At 45.0% G+C, this 21,570-nt stretch carries 24 protein-coding genes; 3 read left to right on the top strand and 21 right to left on the bottom strand.

What is annotated here, in order from left to right:
* Nucleotides 1-340: 340 nt before the first annotated feature.
* A complete protein-coding gene (locus CA600_RS20230) occupies nucleotides 341-1,219 on the bottom strand; it encodes a nucleotidyltransferase-like protein (protein ID WP_179281681.1) in 879 nt (292 codons plus the stop codon).
* A 127-nt stretch (nucleotides 1,220-1,346) separates the two neighbouring features.
* Here CA600_RS20230 and CA600_RS20235 point away from each other — a divergent pair, with 127 nt between their 5' ends.
* Complete coding sequence (locus CA600_RS20235; protein ID WP_094872397.1) at nucleotides 1,347-1,712, top strand: DUF2614 family zinc ribbon-containing protein; 366 nt, start codon at nucleotides 1,347-1,349, stop codon at nucleotides 1,710-1,712.
* 113 nt (nucleotides 1,713-1,825) lie between these two features.
* On the opposite strand, the gene CA600_RS20240 is transcribed toward CA600_RS20235, so the two are convergent.
* From CA600_RS20240 to CA600_RS20325, 18 genes are all read right to left on the bottom strand, one after another.
* Nucleotides 1,826-3,547 carry a glycosyl hydrolase family 18 protein gene (locus CA600_RS20240; RefSeq protein WP_094872399.1) on the bottom strand — a complete coding sequence of 574 codons (1,722 nt, stop codon included), beginning with the start codon at nucleotides 3,545-3,547 and terminating at the stop codon, nucleotides 1,826-1,828.
* Between the two features lie 244 nt (nucleotides 3,548-3,791).
* Nucleotides 3,792-4,223 carry a Fur family transcriptional regulator gene (locus tag CA600_RS20245; protein ID WP_094872400.1) on the bottom strand — a complete coding sequence of 144 codons (432 nt, stop codon included), beginning with the start codon at nucleotides 4,221-4,223 and terminating at the stop codon, nucleotides 3,792-3,794.
* A 126-nt stretch (nucleotides 4,224-4,349) separates the two neighbouring features.
* Entirely contained in the window at nucleotides 4,350-6,260 is a 1,911-nt protein-coding gene (locus CA600_RS31885; RefSeq protein WP_256989931.1) for a DUF4097 family beta strand repeat-containing protein, read from the bottom strand.
* Between the two features lie 46 nt (nucleotides 6,261-6,306).
* Nucleotides 6,307-6,777 (bottom strand): GNAT family N-acetyltransferase, encoded by a 471-nt coding sequence (locus CA600_RS20255; RefSeq protein WP_094872402.1) that lies wholly within the window; start codon nucleotides 6,775-6,777, stop codon nucleotides 6,307-6,309.
* 142 nt (nucleotides 6,778-6,919) lie between these two features.
* A complete protein-coding gene (gene gatB / locus CA600_RS20260) occupies nucleotides 6,920-8,365 on the bottom strand; it encodes an Asp-tRNA(Asn)/Glu-tRNA(Gln) amidotransferase subunit GatB (RefSeq protein WP_094872403.1) in 1,446 nt (481 codons plus the stop codon).
* Nucleotides 8,366-8,376: 11 nt separating this feature from the next.
* Nucleotides 8,377-9,834, bottom strand: a complete 1,458-nt coding sequence (gatA, locus tag CA600_RS20265; RefSeq protein WP_094872405.1) for an Asp-tRNA(Asn)/Glu-tRNA(Gln) amidotransferase subunit GatA — start codon at nucleotides 9,832-9,834, stop codon at nucleotides 8,377-8,379.
* 27 nt (nucleotides 9,835-9,861) lie between these two features.
* Nucleotides 9,862-10,149: an Asp-tRNA(Asn)/Glu-tRNA(Gln) amidotransferase subunit GatC gene (gatC, locus tag CA600_RS20270; RefSeq protein ID WP_094872406.1), complete on the bottom strand. Its 288-nt coding sequence runs from the start codon at nucleotides 10,147-10,149 to the stop codon at nucleotides 9,862-9,864.
* A gap of 122 nt (nucleotides 10,150-10,271) precedes the next feature.
* On the bottom strand, nucleotides 10,272-10,655 hold the full coding sequence (locus CA600_RS20275) for an ATPase (protein ID WP_094872408.1): 384 nt from the start codon (nucleotides 10,653-10,655) through the stop codon (nucleotides 10,272-10,274).
* A gap of 244 nt (nucleotides 10,656-10,899) precedes the next feature.
* Nucleotides 10,900-11,670, bottom strand: a complete 771-nt coding sequence (locus CA600_RS20280; RefSeq protein WP_094872410.1) for an ABC transporter permease subunit — start codon at nucleotides 11,668-11,670, stop codon at nucleotides 10,900-10,902.
* A complete protein-coding gene (locus CA600_RS20285; protein WP_094872411.1) occupies nucleotides 11,667-12,581 on the bottom strand; it encodes an ABC transporter ATP-binding protein in 915 nt (304 codons plus the stop codon). Before CA600_RS20285 ends, CA600_RS20280 begins: the two co-directional genes overlap by 4 nt.
* Nucleotides 12,581-12,772 carry a PLD nuclease N-terminal domain-containing protein gene (locus CA600_RS20290; RefSeq protein WP_094872413.1) on the bottom strand — a complete coding sequence of 64 codons (192 nt, stop codon included), beginning with the start codon at nucleotides 12,770-12,772 and terminating at the stop codon, nucleotides 12,581-12,583. Before CA600_RS20290 ends, CA600_RS20285 begins: the two co-directional genes overlap by 1 nt.
* Nucleotides 12,773-12,824: 52 nt before the next feature.
* Nucleotides 12,825-13,037 (bottom strand): hypothetical protein, encoded by a 213-nt coding sequence (locus CA600_RS20295; RefSeq protein WP_094872414.1) that lies wholly within the window; start codon nucleotides 13,035-13,037, stop codon nucleotides 12,825-12,827.
* Entirely contained in the window at nucleotides 13,034-13,369 is a 336-nt protein-coding gene (locus CA600_RS20300; protein WP_094872416.1) for a YxlC family protein, read from the bottom strand. The genes CA600_RS20295 and CA600_RS20300 overlap by 4 nt, the downstream gene beginning before the upstream one ends.
* Nucleotides 13,356-13,901, bottom strand: coding sequence for an RNA polymerase sigma factor SigY (sigY, locus tag CA600_RS20305; RefSeq protein WP_094872418.1), 546 nt, complete (start codon nucleotides 13,899-13,901; stop codon nucleotides 13,356-13,358). Before sigY ends, CA600_RS20300 begins: the two co-directional genes overlap by 14 nt.
* Nucleotides 13,902-13,976: 75 nt before the next feature.
* Nucleotides 13,977-14,300 carry a hypothetical protein gene (locus CA600_RS20310; RefSeq protein WP_094872419.1) on the bottom strand — a complete coding sequence of 108 codons (324 nt, stop codon included), beginning with the start codon at nucleotides 14,298-14,300 and terminating at the stop codon, nucleotides 13,977-13,979.
* 186 nt (nucleotides 14,301-14,486) lie between these two features.
* Entirely contained in the window at nucleotides 14,487-15,116 is a 630-nt protein-coding gene (locus CA600_RS20315) for an MBL fold metallo-hydrolase (RefSeq protein ID WP_094872421.1), read from the bottom strand.
* Nucleotides 15,117-15,121: 5 nt separating this feature from the next.
* The gene (locus tag CA600_RS20320; protein ID WP_094872423.1) at nucleotides 15,122-15,688 is read right to left on the bottom strand and encodes a thioredoxin family protein; all 567 of its coding nucleotides are present in this window, start codon (nucleotides 15,686-15,688) and stop codon (nucleotides 15,122-15,124) included.
* Complete coding sequence (locus CA600_RS20325; protein ID WP_094872424.1) at nucleotides 15,685-16,299, bottom strand: DedA family protein; 615 nt, start codon at nucleotides 16,297-16,299, stop codon at nucleotides 15,685-15,687. Before CA600_RS20325 ends, CA600_RS20320 begins: the two co-directional genes overlap by 4 nt.
* A gap of 376 nt (nucleotides 16,300-16,675) precedes the next feature.
* On the opposite strand from CA600_RS20325, the gene CA600_RS20330 reads away from it, so the two are divergent.
* On the top strand, nucleotides 16,676-17,014 hold the full coding sequence (locus CA600_RS20330; RefSeq protein WP_094872426.1) for an autorepressor SdpR family transcription factor: 339 nt from the start codon (nucleotides 16,676-16,678) through the stop codon (nucleotides 17,012-17,014).
* A gap of 2 nt (nucleotides 17,015-17,016) precedes the next feature.
* The gene (locus CA600_RS20335) at nucleotides 17,017-17,670 is read left to right on the top strand and encodes an SdpI family protein (protein WP_094872427.1); all 654 of its coding nucleotides are present in this window, start codon (nucleotides 17,017-17,019) and stop codon (nucleotides 17,668-17,670) included.
* Here CA600_RS20335 and CA600_RS20340 read toward each other — a convergent pair.
* Both CA600_RS20340 and CA600_RS20345 read right to left on the bottom strand, forming a co-directional pair.
* Nucleotides 17,659-20,010, bottom strand: a complete 2,352-nt coding sequence (locus CA600_RS20340; protein ID WP_256989936.1) for an O-antigen ligase family protein — start codon at nucleotides 20,008-20,010, stop codon at nucleotides 17,659-17,661. The two genes, CA600_RS20335 and CA600_RS20340, sit on opposite strands and share 12 nt — an antisense overlap.
* Nucleotides 20,011-20,357: 347 nt before the next feature.
* Nucleotides 20,358-21,548, bottom strand: coding sequence for a class I SAM-dependent methyltransferase (locus tag CA600_RS20345; protein WP_094872429.1), 1,191 nt, complete (start codon nucleotides 21,546-21,548; stop codon nucleotides 20,358-20,360).
* Nucleotides 21,549-21,570: the final 22 nt, after the last annotated feature.

A 21,570-nucleotide genomic window follows, 5' to 3' on the forward strand; every position in this document is an offset into this window, starting at 1 on the left:
TCACTCGTTGTTCAGTTTTCAAAGATCAAGCTGTTTATTTCGTCGTTGTGTTGTTCAGCAGCGACCTTTATAATATATCACAGCGTCCTCGTTTTAGTCAACCTTTTTTTTAATTTCTTTTTTCGGTTGTCTTTCGAATGTTTTCGAAAGCACATCTCTGTGTCAGAGGGACGAGTTATAATTTAACACATGAACTATGAAAGAGTCAACCATAAATTTATTAGAATAAATATGAGCGTTTCATAATAGCGTGCAAACAAAAAAGAGAGTGCTTAGCCTCTCCCTATCCCTACTTATTTTATATATAGATTACCGGCAAATCCTGCATCTAATTTCTTCTCTATAAGGTATATCGGATCGCATGACCCTCTCCCCCATGACCGTCAGCCCATAAAGTAATCTCACGGATTAGCGATCGAGAAACAAGCTTTCGTAAAACTAGGGGCAACTCAGCCTCTAATTGACACAGGCCAGAATGCTGTAGTAATTCTTTTATACTCCACGCTTCCTTACGGCTATTCAGAATATTAAAAAGCAATGCACAACAATCCGTCATTTTGGACATGATCCCAAATTCACACGCTAGAAGTACAAGCTCTACTCTTTGTTCTAAGGTCTCCGTGCTGATGGTTAGTTCCTCATATAGTTTATGGACTGAGGTGTTCATACTTTTAACCTGCTCCCAAATAGCCGGCTCTGGAAATGAACCAGATTCACTCACTTCTATTCTTGCCCAATGATATAGTGCCATCAATACACAGTTATACGAATCCATAATGTAGCCAGCTTCTATATACCGTTTAGATTTCACATACAAATGCAAGAATCGTGCAAACTCCATGAACTCCACTCGTTCCTTAAGAGGCCCTTCAAATTGTAAAATCTCCCGGCGCATATCCCCTAGTATTCCTTTGGGATCCCAAATCACTTCCCCAATCATCAAACTAGTAAGGAGCTCGTTATTATCTCCCGCCATGACAGCCCTCTCCAAAGCGGAAAGGCCAATATGGACTGACTGGGTCCGTGTGTCACCGGCAATGGTGTGGCGAACAATATGTTCTAAATCCTGTTCCTCATGTAAAACTAACACAACCATATCAAAATCGTGAAGTAGCGCGCTTTGAAAAGGAGTACTCCCTTTCTGCCGCAAAGCGACAGCTCCTAAAACATTTTCTTCAAACGTTTCTCCACTCAACAAAGTTACATTGGATAATTCCATGCTTCCCTCCATTAAATTTGGCGAATTTGCGTCCAGTCAGTTATAATTCAGTTATAATTATTATTCTACATATGAAAGACAGTTCCTTCTGGACAACCCAACTATATTTAGTTAGGAGCAAACACTCATGAAGTTTAAAACGGCTAAGATCAACGCTTTTCGCACATGGGGATTACTGCTCACAATGCTCGGAATGGGACTTATGGTTTTGGGTACAGCAGGCATCGTATTCTGGGGATCAACCGGGAAAGTATTCGCCGGAATCGGACTTGTAATCGGTTTAATTTCCATGATGGCAAGTCTTGCGATCTATTTCTGGGCTGGTATGCTCTCAACGAGTGCTGTTCAGCTAGAGTGCCCTGAATGTCACAAGCTGACCAAGATGCTCGGCAAAACAGACCGCTGTATGTTCTGTCACACCATTCTTACTATGGATCCTGCTGAGGCCACCATTACTGCGGATCAGCTTGAGCATCAGCAACTAAACCGCTAAACACACCTTACAGAGGCTCATTACTAACTAGTTAAAATGCACTCAAATATTTGCTAATACAACAAAGAGGCCCCCGATATGGGAGCCTCTTTGTTTGCTATAAATAATTATGATTACTTATGAATCTCTTGTAATGCTTCCCATGCTGACGGATTGCTAAAGCTCCGATTCCATGATCCGATGCCTCCAAGCCCCATGGACTTAGCAAGCTCAACTCTTGATTTTAAGCTCACCTTATCTTCTATCCATATTTTCTTAAGAGCGCCATCTTCCTTGTACTCTACGTAATTCTGCCCAGCATCCTTATCAAATGTGGGAGTTAGCTTCTTCTCTTTGATAATTTTTTCAACGGCATTCATACTAACCGATTTGGAGCTTACCTTTGTCTTACCATCTACTTGTGCCTCAGTCCAGATGCGGGTGTACAATGGGATCCCCAAAATCACCTTCTCAGGCGGCACATTGTCTTCCTCTATGATCCGGCTTATTGAATTCTCTACCCAAGGTAAGGAGGCAACAGAGCCCGCGATAGGGCTAGCCGCCCAATGTTCATCATAAGCCATCACGATTAGATAATCGACTAATGACCCCAGAGCCTTACGATCAAGGAATGCTGACCACATCTCGCTATTAGATTTAGGTGTCACGTCTATGGAGACGATTAGATTCTTAGCCTGAGCCATCGGTTTTAGCTCTCTCATAAATTGAGTGACATTCTCTCCGTCCTTCGTATACACATTCTCAAAATCGATATTAATTCCATCCAAATTATATAAATCCGAATACTCTAAGATCTGCACGATTGCATTCATCCGTTTCTCATAGGTGGACAATGCCTCAGTAGTCATGTCTGGCTCGAAGCTATTGCTAAGCAACCCCCATACCTCTAATCCGCGCCCATGCGCCCACTGCACATACGCACTGTCGGCCTGACTGCGCACATTCCCATCACCATCTATAATACTAAACCAGGTGGGGCTAGCCACGTTAACGCCTGGTAGCTCACCGAAGGTTTCTGGGTTAGGTTTGCGTTGGTAAACAGCCTCCCAATACAAATTCACTGACTTCCCTTTCCAGTTACGTTCAGCACGTGTTGGTGTGGATTTTTTCGGTTCCACTGTCTTTTGACCATCCCGAACAATGTCACTTGCCTTGGCATAACCTGCATACCCGCTGCTTAATTGTACAAATAGCCAGTCCTTATTTTCTTCATTCCAAATATTCACGACTGCCCCTGGAGACATATCCGCAACTATAGGTGCGTGAATGGATGCCTCATTTCGTAGAGCTACTGACTTGTCGCCTTTTTCACCTTTAACTTTTCCTAGCGAGACAGACTCTCCTGCCGTCATTAGTAATATTGCTCCGGTATTTGTATCCTCCTGTATTTCAAACCCATATAGATCTTCTAATACATCCGCAGGAAGGTAGGTCACTTTCTCCTTTACTTCAGGCGCTAACCGCAGCTGCAACGGACGATTATTCAGACTAGCATCAGTTTTATCCTCCTGCATGTAAAGGAGCTCACTATCCGTTGATAAAATGACCGATTTGGTCTTCTCTTCATAACGAATGGAAGGATCCACATACTCTTGCAACAATGGTAATGGTAATAGCATGCTATCCCCGGTTCCAGAGGCAGAATAACCTGTATGCTCTCCTTTTACAAAGATGGGATGCGCTTGAGCTTTCCAATCTACATCTATGTGCTGACGATTTGGCAATACATAAAACACTACCCAATATGCTGCTGCTACAATGATTAAGAGTCCAAATAAACGCCTAAAAAAACCTCCGCGCTTTTTGACGCGCCTCTGTCCCAGTCTTCTGTCCAAAATATATCCTCCAGATAATAATATGATTTTTAATAGATTCTAACATTACGATTATAACATCCACTTGGTTTCGTATAACCAGTAGAAAATAGTCATTTATCCTACAAATTGTTATATTCAAGTAGAAACGACATTGTCGTCTTTATATTTTTATAAAAATAAAAACGTGAGTCCTCCGCTTTCGGATTTCGCACGTTTATTGTGGCCACTTGGTATATCACCTTGACACCGTTCTATTCTAGTCTTAATGCTGCTTCTCTTTACAACTTTCGCAAAATCCATGCAGTTCCATACGCAATCCTGTAATCTTAAAGCCTGTAGCTTGCTCAGCATGCAGCTCTACATCCCTAAGCGAAGGATAACTGAAATCCTCAATCTTACCGCATTGTTGACAGATAACATGATAATGATCAGACACATTGGCATCAAAACGGCTGGAGCTATCCCCATAGGTCAACTCACGAACCATGCCAGCTTCCATAAACATCTTGAGATTATTATATACGGTTGCCACGCTCATGCTCGGAAATTTAGGCTCTAATGCCCGATATATATCGTCAGCTGTAGGATGATTCATTGCTTCCATCAAATACGTAAGAATCGCATGACGCTGGGGCGTTATACGGACACCTGTTGTTTTTAATTGTTCCAATGCATGTTGTACGCCACTCCCCATGACTGTCACCGCCTTTTAAATTTAAAAATAAAAGAAATATTTCTTATAATTGTAAGACTGGGTTTTCAATCTTGTCAACGAAGTCGATACATTATATTCATTATTATATAAGAAAAATTACTTTTTTCAATAACCTCTCACATTTAAGTTGCTGTTTCCCTCAACCTGAATCTTGAACTCACCTGTGCCCACTTCACCAGATATCTTCTTCTTATCAATGGTTAAGATAGGTAAATCTGAAATAATATCGCCATATCCACTTGAGCCATTCAACTTATAGTTCCCTAACTGCGGCAAATACAATTGAATATCGCCAACTGCACTATAAATGTCCCAGTCTCCTCCGACTTCATGTGAACGAACATCAATGATGCCATTCAAGGATTCTGCATGCAGCTTCGACCTAGCTCCATCAATCTCTAAATTACCATTTTTGCTAGAAATATCGATCTCGGCTTCATTCCCGGATGCACCGATATTGCCAACTGCCGTTGATAATTTCAAGGCTCCTGTGACATTCCATGCATTCATATTGCCACCGCTCGTTGATAAATCAACACTGCCCTGGACGGATCTCGCACGCACAGCTCCATTCAGTGTTTTGCCTTTCACATTACCAAAGATACGATGAAGAATAAGTTCTCCATTCCCCGTTTCCAGCGAAATATCTTCGATCGCTTCTATGTTCTGCAGGGTGATCCCACCATTCATAGTACGAACATCGAGGTTAAACCGGCGGTCCTCCGGCAAAGAAATGTCCAAATCCATTCGCGGCTGACGCTTACCTGATTCTCCATAAGCCTTGCTGTTTGAAGTGATTTTTATGGTTGGTCCTTCAACAACGTCCACAAAGGACTGCTCCGAAATGGCTTCAGCCATCGGACCCTCCAATTGATCTACCCAAACTGTAGTAGTAATTTGAATATTATCTACAGGTGCCCGATGCAATAAAATATCCCCATTAATACCATCAACGGATATTTTAGCTGTATTTAACTTCACTGGAACAATAAGCGGAGCTTTCTGAAATTTGCTTCCCTTCGCCTCGCCATAGTCGACTGCAGCTGCTGTAAGGTTGAGACTCACATTTTTCCACAGATATAAATAATGTTCTTGTTCGGCAACGATAAACACACTCGCAGCAAGCAATATAGCAGATAAAAGGCCGCGTAAATCTAATCTGATTCTTGTTCCCTTTTGTACAGAGCCTGAACGACCAGAGAAGAAATACATGAACAGGAACTCAATCCCCCATAACACTGGGATGACCGGCCACCACTTCAAGAGTAAAAGCATATAATCCGACCCGTCTCTCCAATCCAGAAACAACGGGATGGCAATAGCAATAAGCAAGACCGATGCCGTATATCTTCCTACACGCCGGTTATGAGACTCATTTTTTTTGCGCGAAACGATTCCTCTGACAATTTCTCTTACTCCTATATATATACCACCACATAATAAAACGGCAGACACGGCCACTTCGGAGTAATGCTCAATAAAAAATTGCAGCCATGCCGGCTTTTGGCGAAACAAAATGAGAACTGCTCCCCCTAAAAGAAGTAGAAATCCAAAGGATACGCCAGGTTCACTGACGATACTACGACGCTTAGGAGGTGTATTTATATTTGCCATAGGATCATCAAGCTCTTGATCTTCAGGGTAACGAAGAATCTTGTCCGCTGATTGCAGTACATCATACACATTATAGAAATATATCGCCGGAATAATTAGTGCAAGTAAAATCAGCAATGGAACATTAATCTGCATTCCAATGGATGAGAAATATATTAAAGCTGAGATATCCAATAGTATCAAGAATATAAAGGTAATTCCTTTGCGGAGAAGCCCAAAGTATAAGTGCCCAGTTCCTGGGATGAGAGCTGCCAATAGTCCAGCGATAAATTTGCGTTTGCGGCGGCGCCGCTTTGGACGTGGAGGGATTATCTTCTTCTGAATCTCACTCTCCGTAGTCTCAAGAACGGCTGAACCCCGCTGCCCTTCCTGCGCTGAGAGCATTGCAGAATCATTTGTCATATCTCGGCTCCTCCTTTCGTAAACAACGATCTGTGTAAATGCTTCTTCAAAGTGAACCACTCCGATAAAAATCAATCAATTCCACACCGGGAGCAACTTCCTGCGATCCCATAGGTACAAAACCATGCTTGCTGTACAAAGATACGGCAGGCAAGTTTAGCTTCCCCGTAGATACGATATATTGCTCCATCCCTGAAAAATGTTCAAATACATATTCCAAAAGACTGCTTGCAATCCCTCTACGGAAAAAGTCCGGTCCCACCATCATCCGCGTAATCGTGAGTTTACCCGGGGATTCTTCTTCTATAGCAATAGCACCCATCAGTTCTTCATCTTCATCAAAGCAGCCGTAAAAACCCTCTTTAGAGTGGCTGAGCATCTCTCTCGTCTCCATAAGCGGTGGGATCTCACGGAACCCTATTAATTCAGCTTCTAGTCGGTAGGCCTTATGCTGGAGGCTCCATAGTTCATTAATGGTACTATCATCCTGGAGGTTTAGCTTAATAATTGTATTCATCCCTACTAGTCCCCTTATATGCCGCTAAGGGCCTGCCGTTGCCGACAAGCCCTTAGCTTATTACATAAGTATTTTACCCCAAGTCTAAACACCTTTGGCGTCCTTTTATGGGCGGCAAGCGTTTATACGAGAAATACAAGGTTTAGCTGCTCAATACCTCGATCAGAAGTTTATTCGCAAGACCTGGATTTGCCTTACCTTTACTTTCTTTCATAACTTGTCCTACGAGGAAACCGATTGCTTTCTGTTTACCTGCTTTATAATCTTCCACTGATTGTGGATTAGCAGCTACGACAGCTTCCACAATTCCTTTAATGGCACCTTCATCACTGATTTGTACCAGACCTTTTTCCTCAACGATTGCAGCAGGCAATTTACCGCTTTCTAGCATTTCTTTAAATACCGTTTTAGCGATCTTGTTGCTGATTGTTCCGCCTGCAATGAGGCCAATCATTTCCCCGAGCCCTTGTGGCGTAATTTTGACCTGAGACAATTCCAGGTTATTACTATTCAAATAAGCAAGCAGTTCACCCATGATCCAGTTAGCTACAGCCTTGGCATCCTGCATATAAGTAAGACATTCTTCGAAAAAGTCCGCTAAAGGTTTAGAGGAAGTGATCACACCAGCATCATAAGCTGTAAGACCCAGTTCTTCACTGTAGCGAGCTTGTCTTGCATCCGGTAATTCCGGGATCGTCGAACGAATGGATTCTTTCCAGGCATCGTCAATATGCAGCACGATCAGATCCGGATCTGGGAAGTAACGATAATCGTGCGCTTCCTCTTTCCCACGCATAGATAAAGTTTTCCCTTGGGCTTCATCCCAGCGGCGAGTCTCTTGTACAACTACTCCACCATCATCCAGGATCTCAGCCTGACGATATTGTTCATACTCCAGTCCACGCAGCACACCGCGGAAGGAGTTCATGTTCTTAAGCTCTGCTCTAATACCGAATTCCTCTTGGCCTTCTGGGCGTAGACTGATGTTCGCGTCACAGCGCATCGATCCTTCTTCCATCTTCACATCCGATACGTCGCAGTATTGCATAATGGCACGGATTTTTTCCAGATAAGCACGAGCTTCCTCTGGGGAGCGCAAGTCTGGCTCAGATACGATTTCGATAAGTGGAGTTCCCACCCGGTTAAAATCGACAAGCGAAGCAAAACCGCCATCTACGTGCGTCAGCTTACCCGCATCCTCTTCCAAATGTAGACGAGTAATGCCGATCCGTTTGGTCTCTCCATTGACTTCAATGTCAATCCAGCCGTTCAAACCGATAGGTTGATCAAATTGTGAGATCTGATAGGCTTTCGGAGAATCGGGGTAAAAATAGTTCTTGCGGTCAAATTTACTAACATCACCGATGGTGCAGTTCAGCGCCATCGCTGCTTTCATAGCGTAATTTACCGCTTGTTTGTTGAGCACTGGCAATACGCCGGGGTGACCCAGGCAGACAGGACAGGTATGCGTGTTAGGCGGGGCTCCAAATTCAGTGGAGCATCCGCAAAAGATTTTGGAGTTGGTATGAAGCTCTACGTGAACCTCTAAGCCGATGACCGTTTCGTATTTAGACATAAGTAATCCCATTCCCTCCTTTACTACAGCTGTGGACGCTGCTTATGATGATCAGTATTTTGTTCAAAAGCGTGAGCAACACGCAGAATCGTACTCTCGTCAAACTCTTTACCGATTATTTGCAGGCCTACTGGCATGCCTTCCGCAAAGCCGCAAGGAACGCTAACGGCAGGAATACCCGCCAAGCTCACAGGAATCGTAAGAATATCGTTCAGATACATAGTCAGCGGATCTTCCGTTTGTGAACCTAATTTGAATGCTGTAGTAGGCGCTGTTGGGCCGATGACCACATCATATTTTTTAAAGATGTCATCAAAATCCTGTTTAATCAAAGTGCGCACCTTTTGCGCTTTTAAATAATAAGCATCATAATATCCAGAGCTTAGTGCATAAGTCCCCAGCATAATACGACGTTTTACCTCAGGACCAAAGCCGCGACTTCGGGAATTTTGATACAGATCGAGCAATCCTCCACCTTCATCTACACGTACGCCATAACGTACACCGTCAAACCGGGCAAGGTTCGATGAAGCTTCCGATGAAGACAGCAAATAATAAGCCGCTACTGCATATTCCGTATGTGGTAATGAAACTTCCTCCCAGACAGCGCCCATTCCTTCCAGCACCTTAAGTGCGGACAAGACCGTCTCACGAACTGAAGCATCGACACCCGCTCCCAAGTATTCCTTAGGTACAGCGATACGAAGACCGGAAACATCACCAGTCAGCGAACTCAAATAATCAGGAATGTCTACCTTAGCTGAAGTAGAGTCCTGTGCATCATAACCAGCAATCGCTTGAAGAACATATGCAGAATCTTCTACATTACGCGTAAGCGGGCCAATCTGATCCAGAGAGGAAGCAAAGGCTACCAAACCGTAACGTGACACAAGGCCGTAGGTAGGTTTGAGACCTACAACGCCGCAATAGGAGGCTGGCTGGCGGATGGAACCCCCAGTATCAGAACCTAATGAGAAGAACACTTCACCCGCAGCTACTGCAGCAGCAGATCCACCACTGGAACCGCCAGGCACACGCTCTAAATCCCAAGGATTGCGTACGGGACCAAAGCTTGAGTTCTCGTTAGAACCGCCCATCGCGAATTCATCCATATTCAACTTACCAATGGTTACGGCATCTGCTTGCTGCAGTTTTGAAGCAACAGTAGCGTTGTAAATCGGTTGGAAATTGTTTAGAAATTGGCTGGCACAGGTCGTACGCAGTCCTTTCGTTACAATATTATCCTTAATTCCCGCAGGAAGACCAAAAAGCAACCCACGTGCTGCTCCGGATGCCAGTTTGTCGTCCAAAGCGCGTGCGGTGCTACGAGCGCCCTCCTCGTTCAAGGTCAAAAATGCATTTACTTTCTTATCCCGCTCAGCGATAACCGCCAGCGATTCTTCAGTCAGTTCACTGACCGATACCTCTTTAGCAGTTAACATGCGATGTACTTCAGGCAATCGATTTTGAAACAGGCTCAAGATTCTTCCCCCTTTCTAATTATGTAGTTATTCCAAAACAGCCGGAACCTTGAAATGTCCGTCTTCATCATCAGGTGCGTTAAGAAGTGCTTCCGTTTGCGTTAGGCTTTCCTTCACAACATCCTCACGCATCACATTACTGACCTGCAGTACATGCGTGGTCGGCTTCACATTCTCCGTATCTAGCTCATTCAACTTCTCAGCATATTGTAAAATAGCATTCATTTGTTCTGTAAAGGTTGCCTCTTCTTCCGGGCTCAATTGCAGACGAGCCAGCTTGGCCACATGCTGCACATCTTTAACGGTAATGCTCATAAGATAAATCCCTCCTAATTAAAGGGCTAAAGTGCCCGGATAACGTTTTTAATTATATTGTAGAAGCTTAGACAATTCAATGATGGGGTTATAACAAAAAAGCCGGCTTTCGCCGGCCTTCCTTAAATCCAAGCTCTAAGATTCACTTGTTTAATGAAATCTGCTTGGGACATGCTTTCGCTTGACGTTGTTTCCGTCTCTTCTGTATCCATATCTTCACCGTTCATCAAATGATGGAACAGCTTCTCATTGTACGTGGACAAAGCATAATCAATTAACGCTTCATGCGTTGCTCTTTCAGCCTCAGCTACTAATAAATGTTCTTCCGCCTCAATGTCTTCAGCCGGAACATAAAAGTTCCTATTGGCTTCCGGTACACGTATAACATAGTCAAACGCATTATCGGGATTGCGGTCGTAAGCAATTAGGTAGCCGTATTCCCCGATAGGAAGACTCTGCTCAAAAGCGTCCGCAACAATGACAATCTTTTCTCCTAAACGCAGCATCGCCCTACCTCCTGACCCCAAAATCTATCATGATTTTGCTTGTTTCAACAGTCTACTAAAAAAAGATAGAACTGTCTAGCGGCAGGCCAGACGATCCTGAAAATTGTACCAAGCAATAACGCCTTCGGCGTCCCCTAAGGAAGATACGCGTTTATGCGAGAAATAGAAGGATAATGTATAGCGTGAAACTTATACTTTCTTATATTTTAAAATATACTATATTCGATACAGCACAGCTTAATAATCAATTGGGAAGGTTGTTCTTTCTTGTCAAAAGCGCGGCCCCAACAAGGCAAATTAGGATCAATACACCGGCAGAAAGATATGGACCTGCTCTAAAGCCCTCTCCATCTGTAAGAATACCTGCTGACAGCCCGGAAAGTCCTGCGGGTGTCCAGTCAAACCATGTAGGCAATAAGCTTAAGCCTAATGACAATCCAGCCATTAACGCCAGTGCTAAAAAAGCGGCTACTGGAGGTCTTAAAAAGGCACTAAACAACAACGTAGCCGAGACAACACATATTAACCACAAACCATATACCCCTGAAGCTGTGATAACCTCGCCCCATGATAGCGATCCAATTAGCTGCTCCGTGTAATAAGCTGCACCCGCTGCACCCAATCCAAGCGCAACAACAAGCAGGGTCAGTTGAGCTGTCCATTTAGCGATCACTATGGCCGCGGGAGAAACCGGTCTTACTAGAATTAACTCCATAGTTCCGCTATAGCGTTCTCCAGCTAAAGTATTCATCGAGCCTAGCGCCAATACCAGCATTCCAATTGTTCCATACTGTCCCAGTGCTTGCGCCATCACAACTGCGGCACTCGGTATTTCATACCCTTCCAGCAGACCTGGGGGCACATCCCCGGAGGCTTTTAATATTTCCGGCAAATAATAAGTGGTTAAAGGCTGCATAATGCCTAAAATGATGAACACGACAGGTATCCAGATTAGCTTATAACTGCGAGCCATCTCGAGCATTTCTTTTCGATAAAGGACCCAGGTGCTGCTCATACGCCCACCACCTTCATAAATAAATCCTCTAATGTGGAAGAGCCTGCTTCAAATTGCAGCAATGGAATTTCGAGCTGCGCTGCTTCTTGCAAAATCGTCTGGCGGGCCTTTTCCACATTATTCACATTAAAAACCGCATGATCTCCAAACAACTCCGACTCCAGCACAAACGGCTTGGAGGCAAGAGATTCCAGCCACTGAATGGCTTCTTTGTGCTTCTCGGTACGTAAACGAATAACAGGAAGGCTGTATTGTGAACGAAGCTGCGACAAAGACCCCTGCTCAGCAATGTGTCCATGATTCATTAAAATAATATCGTCACAAATCTCTTCCGCATCATGCAGCACATGCGTGGAGAAAACTACCGTTGTCTCTTCACGTATTTCTCGCAGCAATTCCATCACTTCCCTGCGGCCGATCGGATCAAGTGCAGATACGGGCTCATCCAGTAAAAGCAGTCGAGGGCGATGCACAAGTGCCTGTGCGAGACCCAACCGCTGCTTCATCCCCCCGGAATACCCACCAATCTTGCGGCGTGCATCGTCTTTGAGGCCTACACGCATAAGCGATTCCAAAGCGCTGCTTGTTGCTTCTTTAGCTCCCATTCCACTAAGCTTTGCAGCAAACACAACATACTCCTGTCCAGTCATCCAACCGTAAAAGGCTGGGGATTGCGGTACATATCCTAATCCTCTGCGATATTCTGATCCAGGACGGCTCCCCTCAAACGAAATCATTCCAGAGGTAGGTTCTAGAAGACCTGCCAGCATACGTAGTGTGGTCGTCTTGCCTGCACCATTGGGCCCTAGTAAGGCAACACATCTTCCTTTTTCAATATCAAAGCTTATATCATGTACGGAAATATGCGCCCCATAGCTTTTGCGTATATTTGTAACTTGAAGGAGTGACATTAGACATCTTTCCTTCCTATCGTGAAATAAGCTACGCTGCCTAATATATTTCCGAAAATAATGACTATAATCCACAACCATTTTGGACCGCGCACTTTATCTGCTTTGGCTAAAGAAATCAAACCGATAATAGCCAGTAAAGCCTGCAAAATGATCAACGGCATAATTAATCCCCATTTTACATCTTCCATGAATTACCACTCCTTTTGTGTTATGAAAGGAACGAGCTCATATCCCGGACCTTTACAACTTCTTTCGCCTACGTCTTTCCGGTAGAATGACAACAAGTAAATAGACCAAAGCAGGTGAAGGAACTGTAGTTATAGCCCATAGACCCCAGAACCAGGCTTTTCTTCCGCGTCGTCTTGCATCCCGGAATAGCCATGTCCCTTGCAGCATTAATGCTATAGCTATGCAAAACCATAACCATAGGGGCACATCCTGCAGCTCATTCATTCTTGCGCACCTTCTCTGTTTCTCCTAATCCTCGCTATTCCTAGAGCACTGAGTCCCGCAATAGGAATAATCGCTTGAATAATCCAATAGATTATCGGTGCAGAACCGAGAATGGATAGAAATACGCTGACCAGGATCAAAGATATGCCCCAGAATAACAGCAGCTCTTTACGTTCCATGCTCTTTCTATGCACAGAGGCATCAACCATTAACCTCTCCAGTTCCTGTAATGAAGGTGGTGTAATGTCATTATATTGTGCATCTAACCGGTCAAGCTCATTTGAAAGCTTGTGCAAATACATCTCAGGCTCCTTATCTTTATCCTTCTCCATCCTCATTCAGCTCCTTTCGTAGTTGGTTAAGACCAAGGGATACACGCGACTTGACTGTACCTGAAGGAACTCGCATGATCTCGCCAATTTCGTCATAACTATAGCCATAGTAATGCTTCAATAGCACAGCCACTCTTTGTGCAGAGGGTAATCTGGAGAGGGAATCCAGCACTTCACTCCACTCTTCCCCTCTGCTCTCAAATCGCCAACGAATCGAACGGATCCCCTGTTCCTGCTGCTCCCGCTGTTTCCATTCCGCTTCACGCTTCCAGCGCCGCTTGCGATCAATAAATATTCTGGTGGCAATTGTGATTAACCAAGAGGAAAAGGAAGAAGTTCCGTTATAGGTGCTGATCTTCTCCATACATCTGACCATGGTGTCCTGTACAAGATCCTCTGCCAGCAACGGGTCCATGGTCACCTTGATTAAATATTTGAATAAAAAAGTATAGTGTTCTCGCAGCAGTGAAGACAATGCTGAAGTATCTCCCTGCTGTGCCCGTCTGATTCTCTCCAGCGACTGATCGCTCATCTGCCCCTCCATTCAAGATTTCGTTTCTATTTGTAGTACGAATATGTATTATGAATCGTTCATTCCACTTAATAATTATTTTTTGAGATCCCACAACTTGCGCCGCCAGGGCTGAATGATCCCTTCCCTTGCCGGAAAATGCCAAAAAAGAGACGTCCTTCTGATCTCGTCTCCTGAAACCACTGATAATCCCCCGTAAACCCCACTGGTCTCCTGAAGCAAGCCATTACGAAGATCCTTATTTTCAAATTGTATGTCTCTACGTTCTTCGGATGCACAAAAGCCAGCCTTTCCTGGACACTCCGAAAAAAATCGGCAATTACTGCTGCAAAAATGGTTCCATTTCTCCTTGGAGTCATACCAACCATAGTCCAGCGGGTAGTATATATTCTTCTCCATTCTACTTCCCTCCATGCTTTCAAGCCTATATGAAGACAAAAAAAAGAACGCAAACCGGGATTAATTCCGCAGTCTGCGTGCTTCGCGAGGTAAAAGTTACATTTAATTAACCTCATTCTAGTCCTTTTGTAGTCTTTTGTCTATTAAAACTTCCTCGTTTTTTGTCGGTTCTACTAGAACCAACGTTTATTGAGGAACATAAGGGTTGCGAATCTTTTCAAATCCAATAGTTGTCCGTGGACCATGTCCTGGATAAACCTTCACTTCATCATCCATTTTGTATAGCTTGCCACGAATAGAATCAAACAGATCTCGTTCCCTACCACCAGGCAAATCTGTACGTCCAACTCCCATTTTAAAGAGTACATCTCCGGAGAATAGATCATTTCCACAAAGGAAACTTACACTGCCTGGAGAGTGACCAGGTGTATGGTATACACGGAAAGTGTGTCCAATGAACTGCAGAACTTGCCCTTCTGCCAGATCATATTCCGCAGGATCTGTAGCTAGAGGAGGTGACACCTCGGACCACATTAGTGAACCGTTCAGCTTGGGGCTGCTTAGCCATTCACTTTCAAGTGGATGTAAATAAACAGGACATTTCTTAGCTTTACGAATTTCATCCACACCGCCCATATGATCAAAATGTGCATGTGTTAACAAAATAGCTTCGATTTCCATTCCTTCGATACTCCGCACTAACGCAGCAGGATTCATACCGGGATCTATGATGATACCCTTCGCAGGATCCGCACCTGTCAGTAAGTAGGCATTCGTCTGAAGCGGACCCAGATTAAATGAACGAATATTTAGCATCTGCCCTAGAATCCGGAAATCAGACTACGCAGTTCTTTGGCAATCACTGTCTGATATTCCGTTCCTTCCCCATAAGCTTGCCCCATTGCTGTACGTGCTTCTGCGATTTTGCTGTCGTAATCAGCGGCCTCACGATCAGGATTCTCACGTTTGAACTCTCTCATTATACGCTGCACATGCTCTGGTCTAGGACCCCAATGTCCGAGCACATATCCGCCAGTGTCCGCAAAAATCACGACGGGTACAGATCTTCCACCCATGGTCAAGAAATTATCCATAAGATCCAGATTCTCTTCCAAAATGAATACCTCTGTCTTCATACCCGCCGTCTCCAGAATACGGAATACAGCAGGAATGTTGCGTACTACGTCTCCACACCAATCCGCTGCCAGGATTAGTACCCGCAAATCGTCTCGGTGGTTCAGACTTTCGAAATATTCCTTATCGTTCTCATCTTCCCAAGTAAACTTCTCATACCAGGATTCAAAGGCCTGTTGGTTCTTCGTCATACTTTCTACGAATTGGCGCGGTGTTAGGCCTTTTCCAAACTTTTGAGCTACATTCTGCTTCATTTTGTAGTCCCCTTTTTCTTGGATTTGTACCATTTAAACACAAAGTAAATGATGATCAGAGCGATCGCTACAAGAATAATTTCGTTGGTATACTTAGCGGCTACTTGGTCAATATCTTCCCATTTATTCCCCAAGGTCATCCCCAGATATACAAACAATGCACTCCATGGAATAACAGCAAGCGTAGTCAACAAAGTAAACTTACCTAAAGGCATACGAGAAATACCCGCTGGAACAGAAATGGCATGGCGAACAATGGGAATAAAACGTGCTGTAAAGATTACGCCCGTCCCGTATTTATTGAACCACTCTTCCGAATGGTCAATATGCTTCTTTTGAATAAAAATATATTTGCCGTATTTCTCGAGAAAAGGTCTGCCACCGTAACGACCAATCCAATATACAAAAATCTGTGCAATGACTCCGCCGATCGTACCGAATAATACGGCACCAAAAAAATTAATATCTCCATTCCATACTAAAAAGCCACCGAAAGCCAGTACGATTTCACTCGGGATGACTTCAATCATAAGTCCGATCATAATCCCAAAATAACCAAGACTTTGAATCCATTCAAACAATGTTGAGATCAGATCAGAAATAATATGCAACCGTGCTCCTCCTCCATTTTCTGCAGAATATGGCTATGTATCAAACATAAACATCTTTGACGACTATAAAGACGCTAGACGTTTAAGCGAGAAATATAAGAAATAAAGTATAGATACTAAACTTTTATTTTCTTATATTTATAGAAGCTTTGCCGCTCTGCTTTTTTTCCAGTTTCTCTTAGCCTATTCTAGCACAAGCAACCTTATCACTTCTACTTACAGGAACAAGGCCGTCACCCTATTTCGATCCTCTCTTAAAAAGAGTTGGAACCATCTGATTAACCCCAAAATGAGGAAGGTACACATTGACAGATAAGAATACGAAGGATTATTATATATTTAGATAATTACCTAAATATCGAAAGGCTGGTGGCATATGAATGAGTCTTTCAAAGCACTAGCTGACCCTACCCGTCGCCAAATCATTCGGTTACTAAGGGAAAAAGACCGCACCGCAGGTGAAATCGCCGATTTCTTCAACATGTCTAAACCAAGTATTTCTCACCATCTGAATGCTCTGAAGCATGCCGATCTCGTACAGGATGAACGAAAAGGTCAATTCATTGTGTATTCCTTAAATACGACGGTTCTGGAAGAGGTTCTTGGCTGGCTGCTCGAGCTAACAGGTACAGGAAAGCAAACGGAGACGGAAAGTAAAGCTTTGGACGGAAAGCAAAGCCGTCAGAATATTGATTCTGAGAAGGAGGCTGATTGACGATGAAGGATTTTAAATGGAGATGGCAAGATACACTAATTGTAATATTAGGTTTAGCTTCACTAGCTTATGCTTTAATCAATTACGATAAGCTGCCGCAAGAGTTGCCTGCCCAGTTCGGAATTACCGGCAAGGTCAACCGCTATTGGGATAAAAACATAGCTATTCCCATGTGGGGTATTCTGGGCATTGTGCTCCCCCTGATATTGCAGTTCACACGCAGCATCGACCCTAAGCGAGAAAATTACAAGAAGTTCGAAAATGCTTATGCCATGAGCAGACTCACTATTGGGGTGCTTTTTAATCTCATGCTTGTGCTCACAGTTGCTTACGGATTGGGAAAAGATATTAACGTGGGCAAAATTGCTATAGGAGCCGTCGGAGTGATGTTTATTGCGCTCGGCAACTTCATGCCACAGATAAAAGATAATTATTTGTTCGGTGTTCGTACAGCATGGACACTTTCCAGCCCAGAGGTGTGGCGAAAAACACATCGTCTCTCGGGAAGAATGTGGATGATCGGTGGGTTGCTCATTTTTGGAGGAGCCTTTTGGAGCGGAATCTTGTCTCAGGTCCTTATTATTACGGCACTTGTGCTTGCTATTATCGTTCCCGTTCTGTACTCTTGGATCATTTCGCGTCAGTTAAAATCGTGAAGCTAATCCCCTAAGCCGCCGACTCAGGTCGTCGGCTTGTTCTGTCATTTGGAACTTTCGATCATTATGCTGCTCACCTTTTCCAGCCTCGTAGTCTGCCAACACTCTATACTGCCGCAAAAGCTCATTTCCTGAGGCAAAACAGTTTATAGCCTCCACTCGATTCCCTTCCGCTAACTTTTTTCGGCCCATCATAAGCATGCCTTCAATCCCTTTGACCCACTTCACAGAGTTGTATTTATCAAGCTGAATACTTCGACGTATCCAATATAATGCAGCTCCCGGATCATCACTGTACATCCATCGTCTAGCCATTTCCCAGCTTAAACGTGCATTCCTCGGGGAGTATAGCAAGCTCTGCTGGAGTATTCTCACGCCCTTCTCGTTCGTAAGCAGCCTGGATAATTCTACCGCTGTTCTAGGAGACCGGGGATTCCACGTTAGCGATTGCTGTAGCATATCTATCTTCACCGAGGAATCAACCGTCTGAACTGCTTGCCTGTAGTACCTCTCTCCTTGTGCGGCATGAAGGGACAATACAGATAGCATGAGATAAAGGGAGCAGGCGGCAGTGATGAATAGTCGGCGGGGATATGGATGGGCGAGTTTAGGCGAGGTCGCGGACTCGAGGTGAGTTGACTGTGGGCTCGCGGACGTCGATTGAGTTGGCGGTGGAGTCACGGGTCCGAAATGAGTGGTGAACAAACTTATGGACGTAAAGCGGGTATTCACAGATTGATGTTTCTGCTCATATTCAGACAGGGCAAGTGCTGGCAGCCAAAAAAGCAGCAGCCAGATTAATCCGTAGCTCCAGTCAAAATCGACTGCGCTATGCAAAACGATAACCAAAAATGGCGGCAAGAGACGCAGCGATCTCTTAGCCAGCAACCAGCCTGCTGCCAGCAGCATTAACAGTATGGCTGCGAGGCCGACAAATCCTAGGTTCAACAGGATGTCGAGATAACCGCTATGCACTTGGCTGCCAACATAAGGGCGGGATTGGGCGGCGAGATATGAACTCCGCCAAGTCTCGCCCCCGCGCCCCAGCCAAGGTGCCTCTACCGCCAGCCGCCAGGCGTCGCGATAGAACAGACCACGCGCGGATACCGTCGTTGACGGTCCGGTGATCCGCTCGCGCACGTGCAGGAGGACGGCGGTGCCCGCCGCCGTCCAACCTGCCGCCGCCAATGCCAGCATGGCGGCTCGGGCACTGCCCGCCGCGCTGCGCTGGCTGCGGCACAGCCATAGGCCGGCTAGCCACGCGCCGGCCCAAAGCCCGGCCAGCCACAGCAGGCCGGGCAGAGGCTCTACCGCCAACCCGGCACGGGCCAGTTGGCGGTAGAGCAGCGCCGCGGCGGCGACAGGCGCGGCGCCAGCGGTAAGAAGCGGCGCGATGAGCTGCCGCTTCCAGAGCAAGACGGCGGTGCAGGCACAAGCCGCCGTCAGCCACGCGCCGCGCGACTCGCTGAGGAGCAGCGCGGCGGCGTACGGGAACAGCGGCAGCAAGCGCAGCAGCGCGGCGGCCGTGCTTCCCGCTTCTCGCCGCTCCACTCCTACATTTACGCTTACCTTTTCACTCCCACGCTCCTCTTCTATGCACTCACTCCCATATCCCAACCCGGTATACTCTATCCCTGTCTTTTCAGACTCTCGCCCAACACCGCAACCTCCTGCTGGCGACATCCTCACACTCTTCTGAGGTCTTTCATAATAAGCAGCGACAGCAAACAACCGCTCCAATAGAAAAACAGCCATCACAGCACCAAAAGCATTAGGATATTCCATCACTCCTGCTAATCTGGCACCAGTGATGCTTACTTCCGGTGAATTGCTGTAGGCTACAGCGAAAGGTAACTCTAGTACCCCGCACACTGCCAGCAAAGCACTTATGCTTAAGAACATGCCCAATATAGTCCATGCGGCAATGATAAGCTGACGCCCCACCCGATTCAATGCACAAAAACAAACCAAAAATACAAAGCTAGCATACAAGCCCCACCGTAATATTTCATTCATTGTTCCCTGTGCCGAAAGGGGTTCTCTTAGCGAATGAATCAGATAGAGTGATAGAACTATTAAGGGTGCAGCCAACATTATTTTCAAAGCTCTACTTACTCCACTTGCTCCCCCTAAGCTACTTCTCCTATTGCTTACGCCAATGTACAAATAAAGCAAAACAGCAGAACACATCACAAACCATAGGGTCAGAAAGAGGTACATCTCCTCTGTAAAAAAAAATCCACGCAGCAAACAAGCTCCTACTCCGGCTGCGATGACTAAGGCTGCACTAAAATATACGATTATTGAATCCGGATTCCGCTCTCTGTTAACGCTCCCCATTTAGATACCCCTATATTCGTTAAGTTATCTCTATCCTTTCCACATTTCCCCTTCGCAAAACTAGAATGCAAAAAAGGACAATACCTCTCCACGAAGGAGCTGTACCGTCCCAATTCTCATCAAAAAAGGTTTATAGTTGCAAAAAGTACAACTAACCTCTGATCTTCGCTACTGCGTCCTAATGTAATTGCATAATATACAACTATTTTTCGAAAATCCCGCCAGATGGAGAGAATTGATCGTTATTAATTGTACAGAGTGCAACTAATTCACAGTAAAGCAACTTCAGAGCATATTTAGCTGCACAAAATACAACTAAACCAATATACCACTCCTAAAACGTCGCGCTACCCCTCCACCGAACTTCCACTCGGAAGCAGGTCCGCACATACGCGCTCAAGGTAAGGTTTCGCCCCTATAAAATCACGGAAGGCGGTGTATTCACGCCATTTGACGGAGTTATCACCACCCGAGCTTTTAACGGCACGGATTAAAATATTCTTCGGTGTATTCTCCAGGTCGATGAATTCCAGCAGCTGGCTGCTATAACCCATCATATCGAGCAATTTGGCACGGATAGCATCCGTAGCCAAGGCAGAGAAACGCTCCTTAAGTATCCCATGTGAAAGCATCGGACTCATTACTTCATTCTCAATCTGCGCGAACAATTCATGCTGACAGCAAGGCACAGACAAAATAACGGAGGCGCCCCAACGTACTGCTTTTTCGAGTGCAGCATCTGTAGCTGTGTCACAAGCATGAAGCGTTATAACCATATCTACCTGATCCAGCTCATCGTACTCGGCAATGTCACCCACAAGGAACTTCAGGTGATTATAACCGATTTTCGTAGCAAGCTCATTACAATGCTCAATTACATCTGCTTTCAAATCAAGTCCAATAATATTAAGCTCCCGCTTCTTGCGGACGGTCAGGTAGTGATAAAGAGCAAAGGTCAAATACGATTTACCACAGCCAAAATCAACAATCGTTAATGGCCGTCCAGTTGGCAGATCTGCAAGCACATCCTCAACCATCTCCAAGAAACGGTTGATCTGCCGGAACTTATCGTATCGCTTGGCCAGCACTTTTCCTTCTCTGTTCATTATGCCAAGCTCCACAAGAAATGGCACAGGTTCTCCATCCTCCAGCACATAGCGCTTGCGCCGGTTGTGTGCTAGATCCGGCTCTTCTTTTTTACTTGGAGACTTGGTAAGGATAGATACTTTGAATTTCTTGCTAATCAGTACCTGATAATCCGCTTCCACCGTGCATAACAAGCCTTGGCGATATGATTCTCTAAATAAAAGGGTCATCTCCTCCGCTGCTAATTCTGCCGGTACGTTGCGATGTTCAACCTTTGTACCAATATAGGACGCAAACTGATAATGCAACTTACCTTTTAGTTCGACAGGTTTAATCTGTACCTTCGTACAGGTCTCCCCTTTGTTACGCACTTGGCTTAAGGTAGCCATAATCAAGGTACGGTCATTAATCAGTTGTTCAATAAGAGCTTTTAAAGATTCCACAACGCACATCTCACTTTCGGGATTAAAAATG

The sequence above is a fragment of the Paenibacillus sp. VTT E-133280 genome (assembly GCF_002264385.1).
Taxonomy (GTDB): Bacteria; Bacillota; Bacilli; order Paenibacillales; family Paenibacillaceae; genus Paenibacillus_AQ; species Paenibacillus_AQ nitricinens.

Bases quoted from the DNA above. Each gene is read 5' to 3' on its own strand.
- CA600_RS20230 (WP_179281681.1), bottom strand. From the start codon at position 1,219: ATGGAATTATCCAATGTAACTTTGTTGAGTGGAGAAACGTTTGAAGAA.
- CA600_RS20235 (WP_094872397.1), top strand. From the start codon at position 1,347: ATGAAGTTTAAAACGGCTAAGATCAACGCTTTTCGCACATGGGGATTA.
- CA600_RS20245 (WP_094872400.1), bottom strand. From the start codon at position 4,223: ATGGGGAGTGGCGTACAACATGCATTGGAACAATTAAAAACAACAGGT.
- CA600_RS31885 (WP_256989931.1), bottom strand. From the start codon at position 6,260: ATGACAAATGATTCTGCAATGCTCTCAGCGCAGGAAGGGCAGCGGGGT.
- CA600_RS20255 (WP_094872402.1), bottom strand. From the start codon at position 6,777: ATGAATACAATTATTAAGCTAAACCTCCAGGATGATAGTACCATTAAT.
- gatB (WP_094872403.1), bottom strand. From the start codon at position 8,365: ATGGGATTACTTATGTCTAAATACGAAACGGTCATCGGCTTAGAGGTT.
- gatC (WP_094872406.1), bottom strand. From the start codon at position 10,149: ATGAGCATTACCGTTAAAGATGTGCAGCATGTGGCCAAGCTGGCTCGT.
- CA600_RS20275 (WP_094872408.1), bottom strand. From the start codon at position 10,655: ATGCTGCGTTTAGGAGAAAAGATTGTCATTGTTGCGGACGCTTTTGAG.
- CA600_RS20280 (WP_094872410.1), bottom strand. From the start codon at position 11,670: ATGAGCAGCACCTGGGTCCTTTATCGAAAAGAAATGCTCGAGATGGCT.
- CA600_RS20285 (WP_094872411.1), bottom strand. From the start codon at position 12,581: ATGTCACTCCTTCAAGTTACAAATATACGCAAAAGCTATGGGGCGCAT.
- CA600_RS20290 (WP_094872413.1), bottom strand. From the start codon at position 12,772: ATGGAAGATGTAAAATGGGGATTAATTATGCCGTTGATCATTTTGCAG.
- CA600_RS20295 (WP_094872414.1), bottom strand. From the start codon at position 13,037: ATGAATGAGCTGCAGGATGTGCCCCTATGGTTATGGTTTTGCATAGCT.
- CA600_RS20300 (WP_094872416.1), bottom strand. From the start codon at position 13,369: ATGGAGAAGGATAAAGATAAGGAGCCTGAGATGTATTTGCACAAGCTT.
- sigY (WP_094872418.1), bottom strand. From the start codon at position 13,901: ATGAGCGATCAGTCGCTGGAGAGAATCAGACGGGCACAGCAGGGAGAT.
- CA600_RS20310 (WP_094872419.1), bottom strand. From the start codon at position 14,300: ATGGAGAAGAATATATACTACCCGCTGGACTATGGTTGGTATGACTCC.
- CA600_RS20315 (WP_094872421.1), bottom strand. From the start codon at position 15,116: ATGCTAAATATTCGTTCATTTAATCTGGGTCCGCTTCAGACGAATGCC.
- CA600_RS20320 (WP_094872423.1), bottom strand. From the start codon at position 15,688: ATGAAGCAGAATGTAGCTCAAAAGTTTGGAAAAGGCCTAACACCGCGC.
- CA600_RS20330 (WP_094872426.1), top strand. From the start codon at position 16,676: ATGAATGAGTCTTTCAAAGCACTAGCTGACCCTACCCGTCGCCAAATC.
- CA600_RS20335 (WP_094872427.1), top strand. From the start codon at position 17,017: ATGAAGGATTTTAAATGGAGATGGCAAGATACACTAATTGTAATATTA.
- CA600_RS20340 (WP_256989936.1), bottom strand. From the start codon at position 20,010: ATGGGGAGCGTTAACAGAGAGCGGAATCCGGATTCAATAATCGTATAT.
- CA600_RS20345 (WP_094872429.1), bottom strand. From the start codon at position 21,548: ATGTGCGTTGTGGAATCTTTAAAAGCTCTTATTGAACAACTGATTAAT.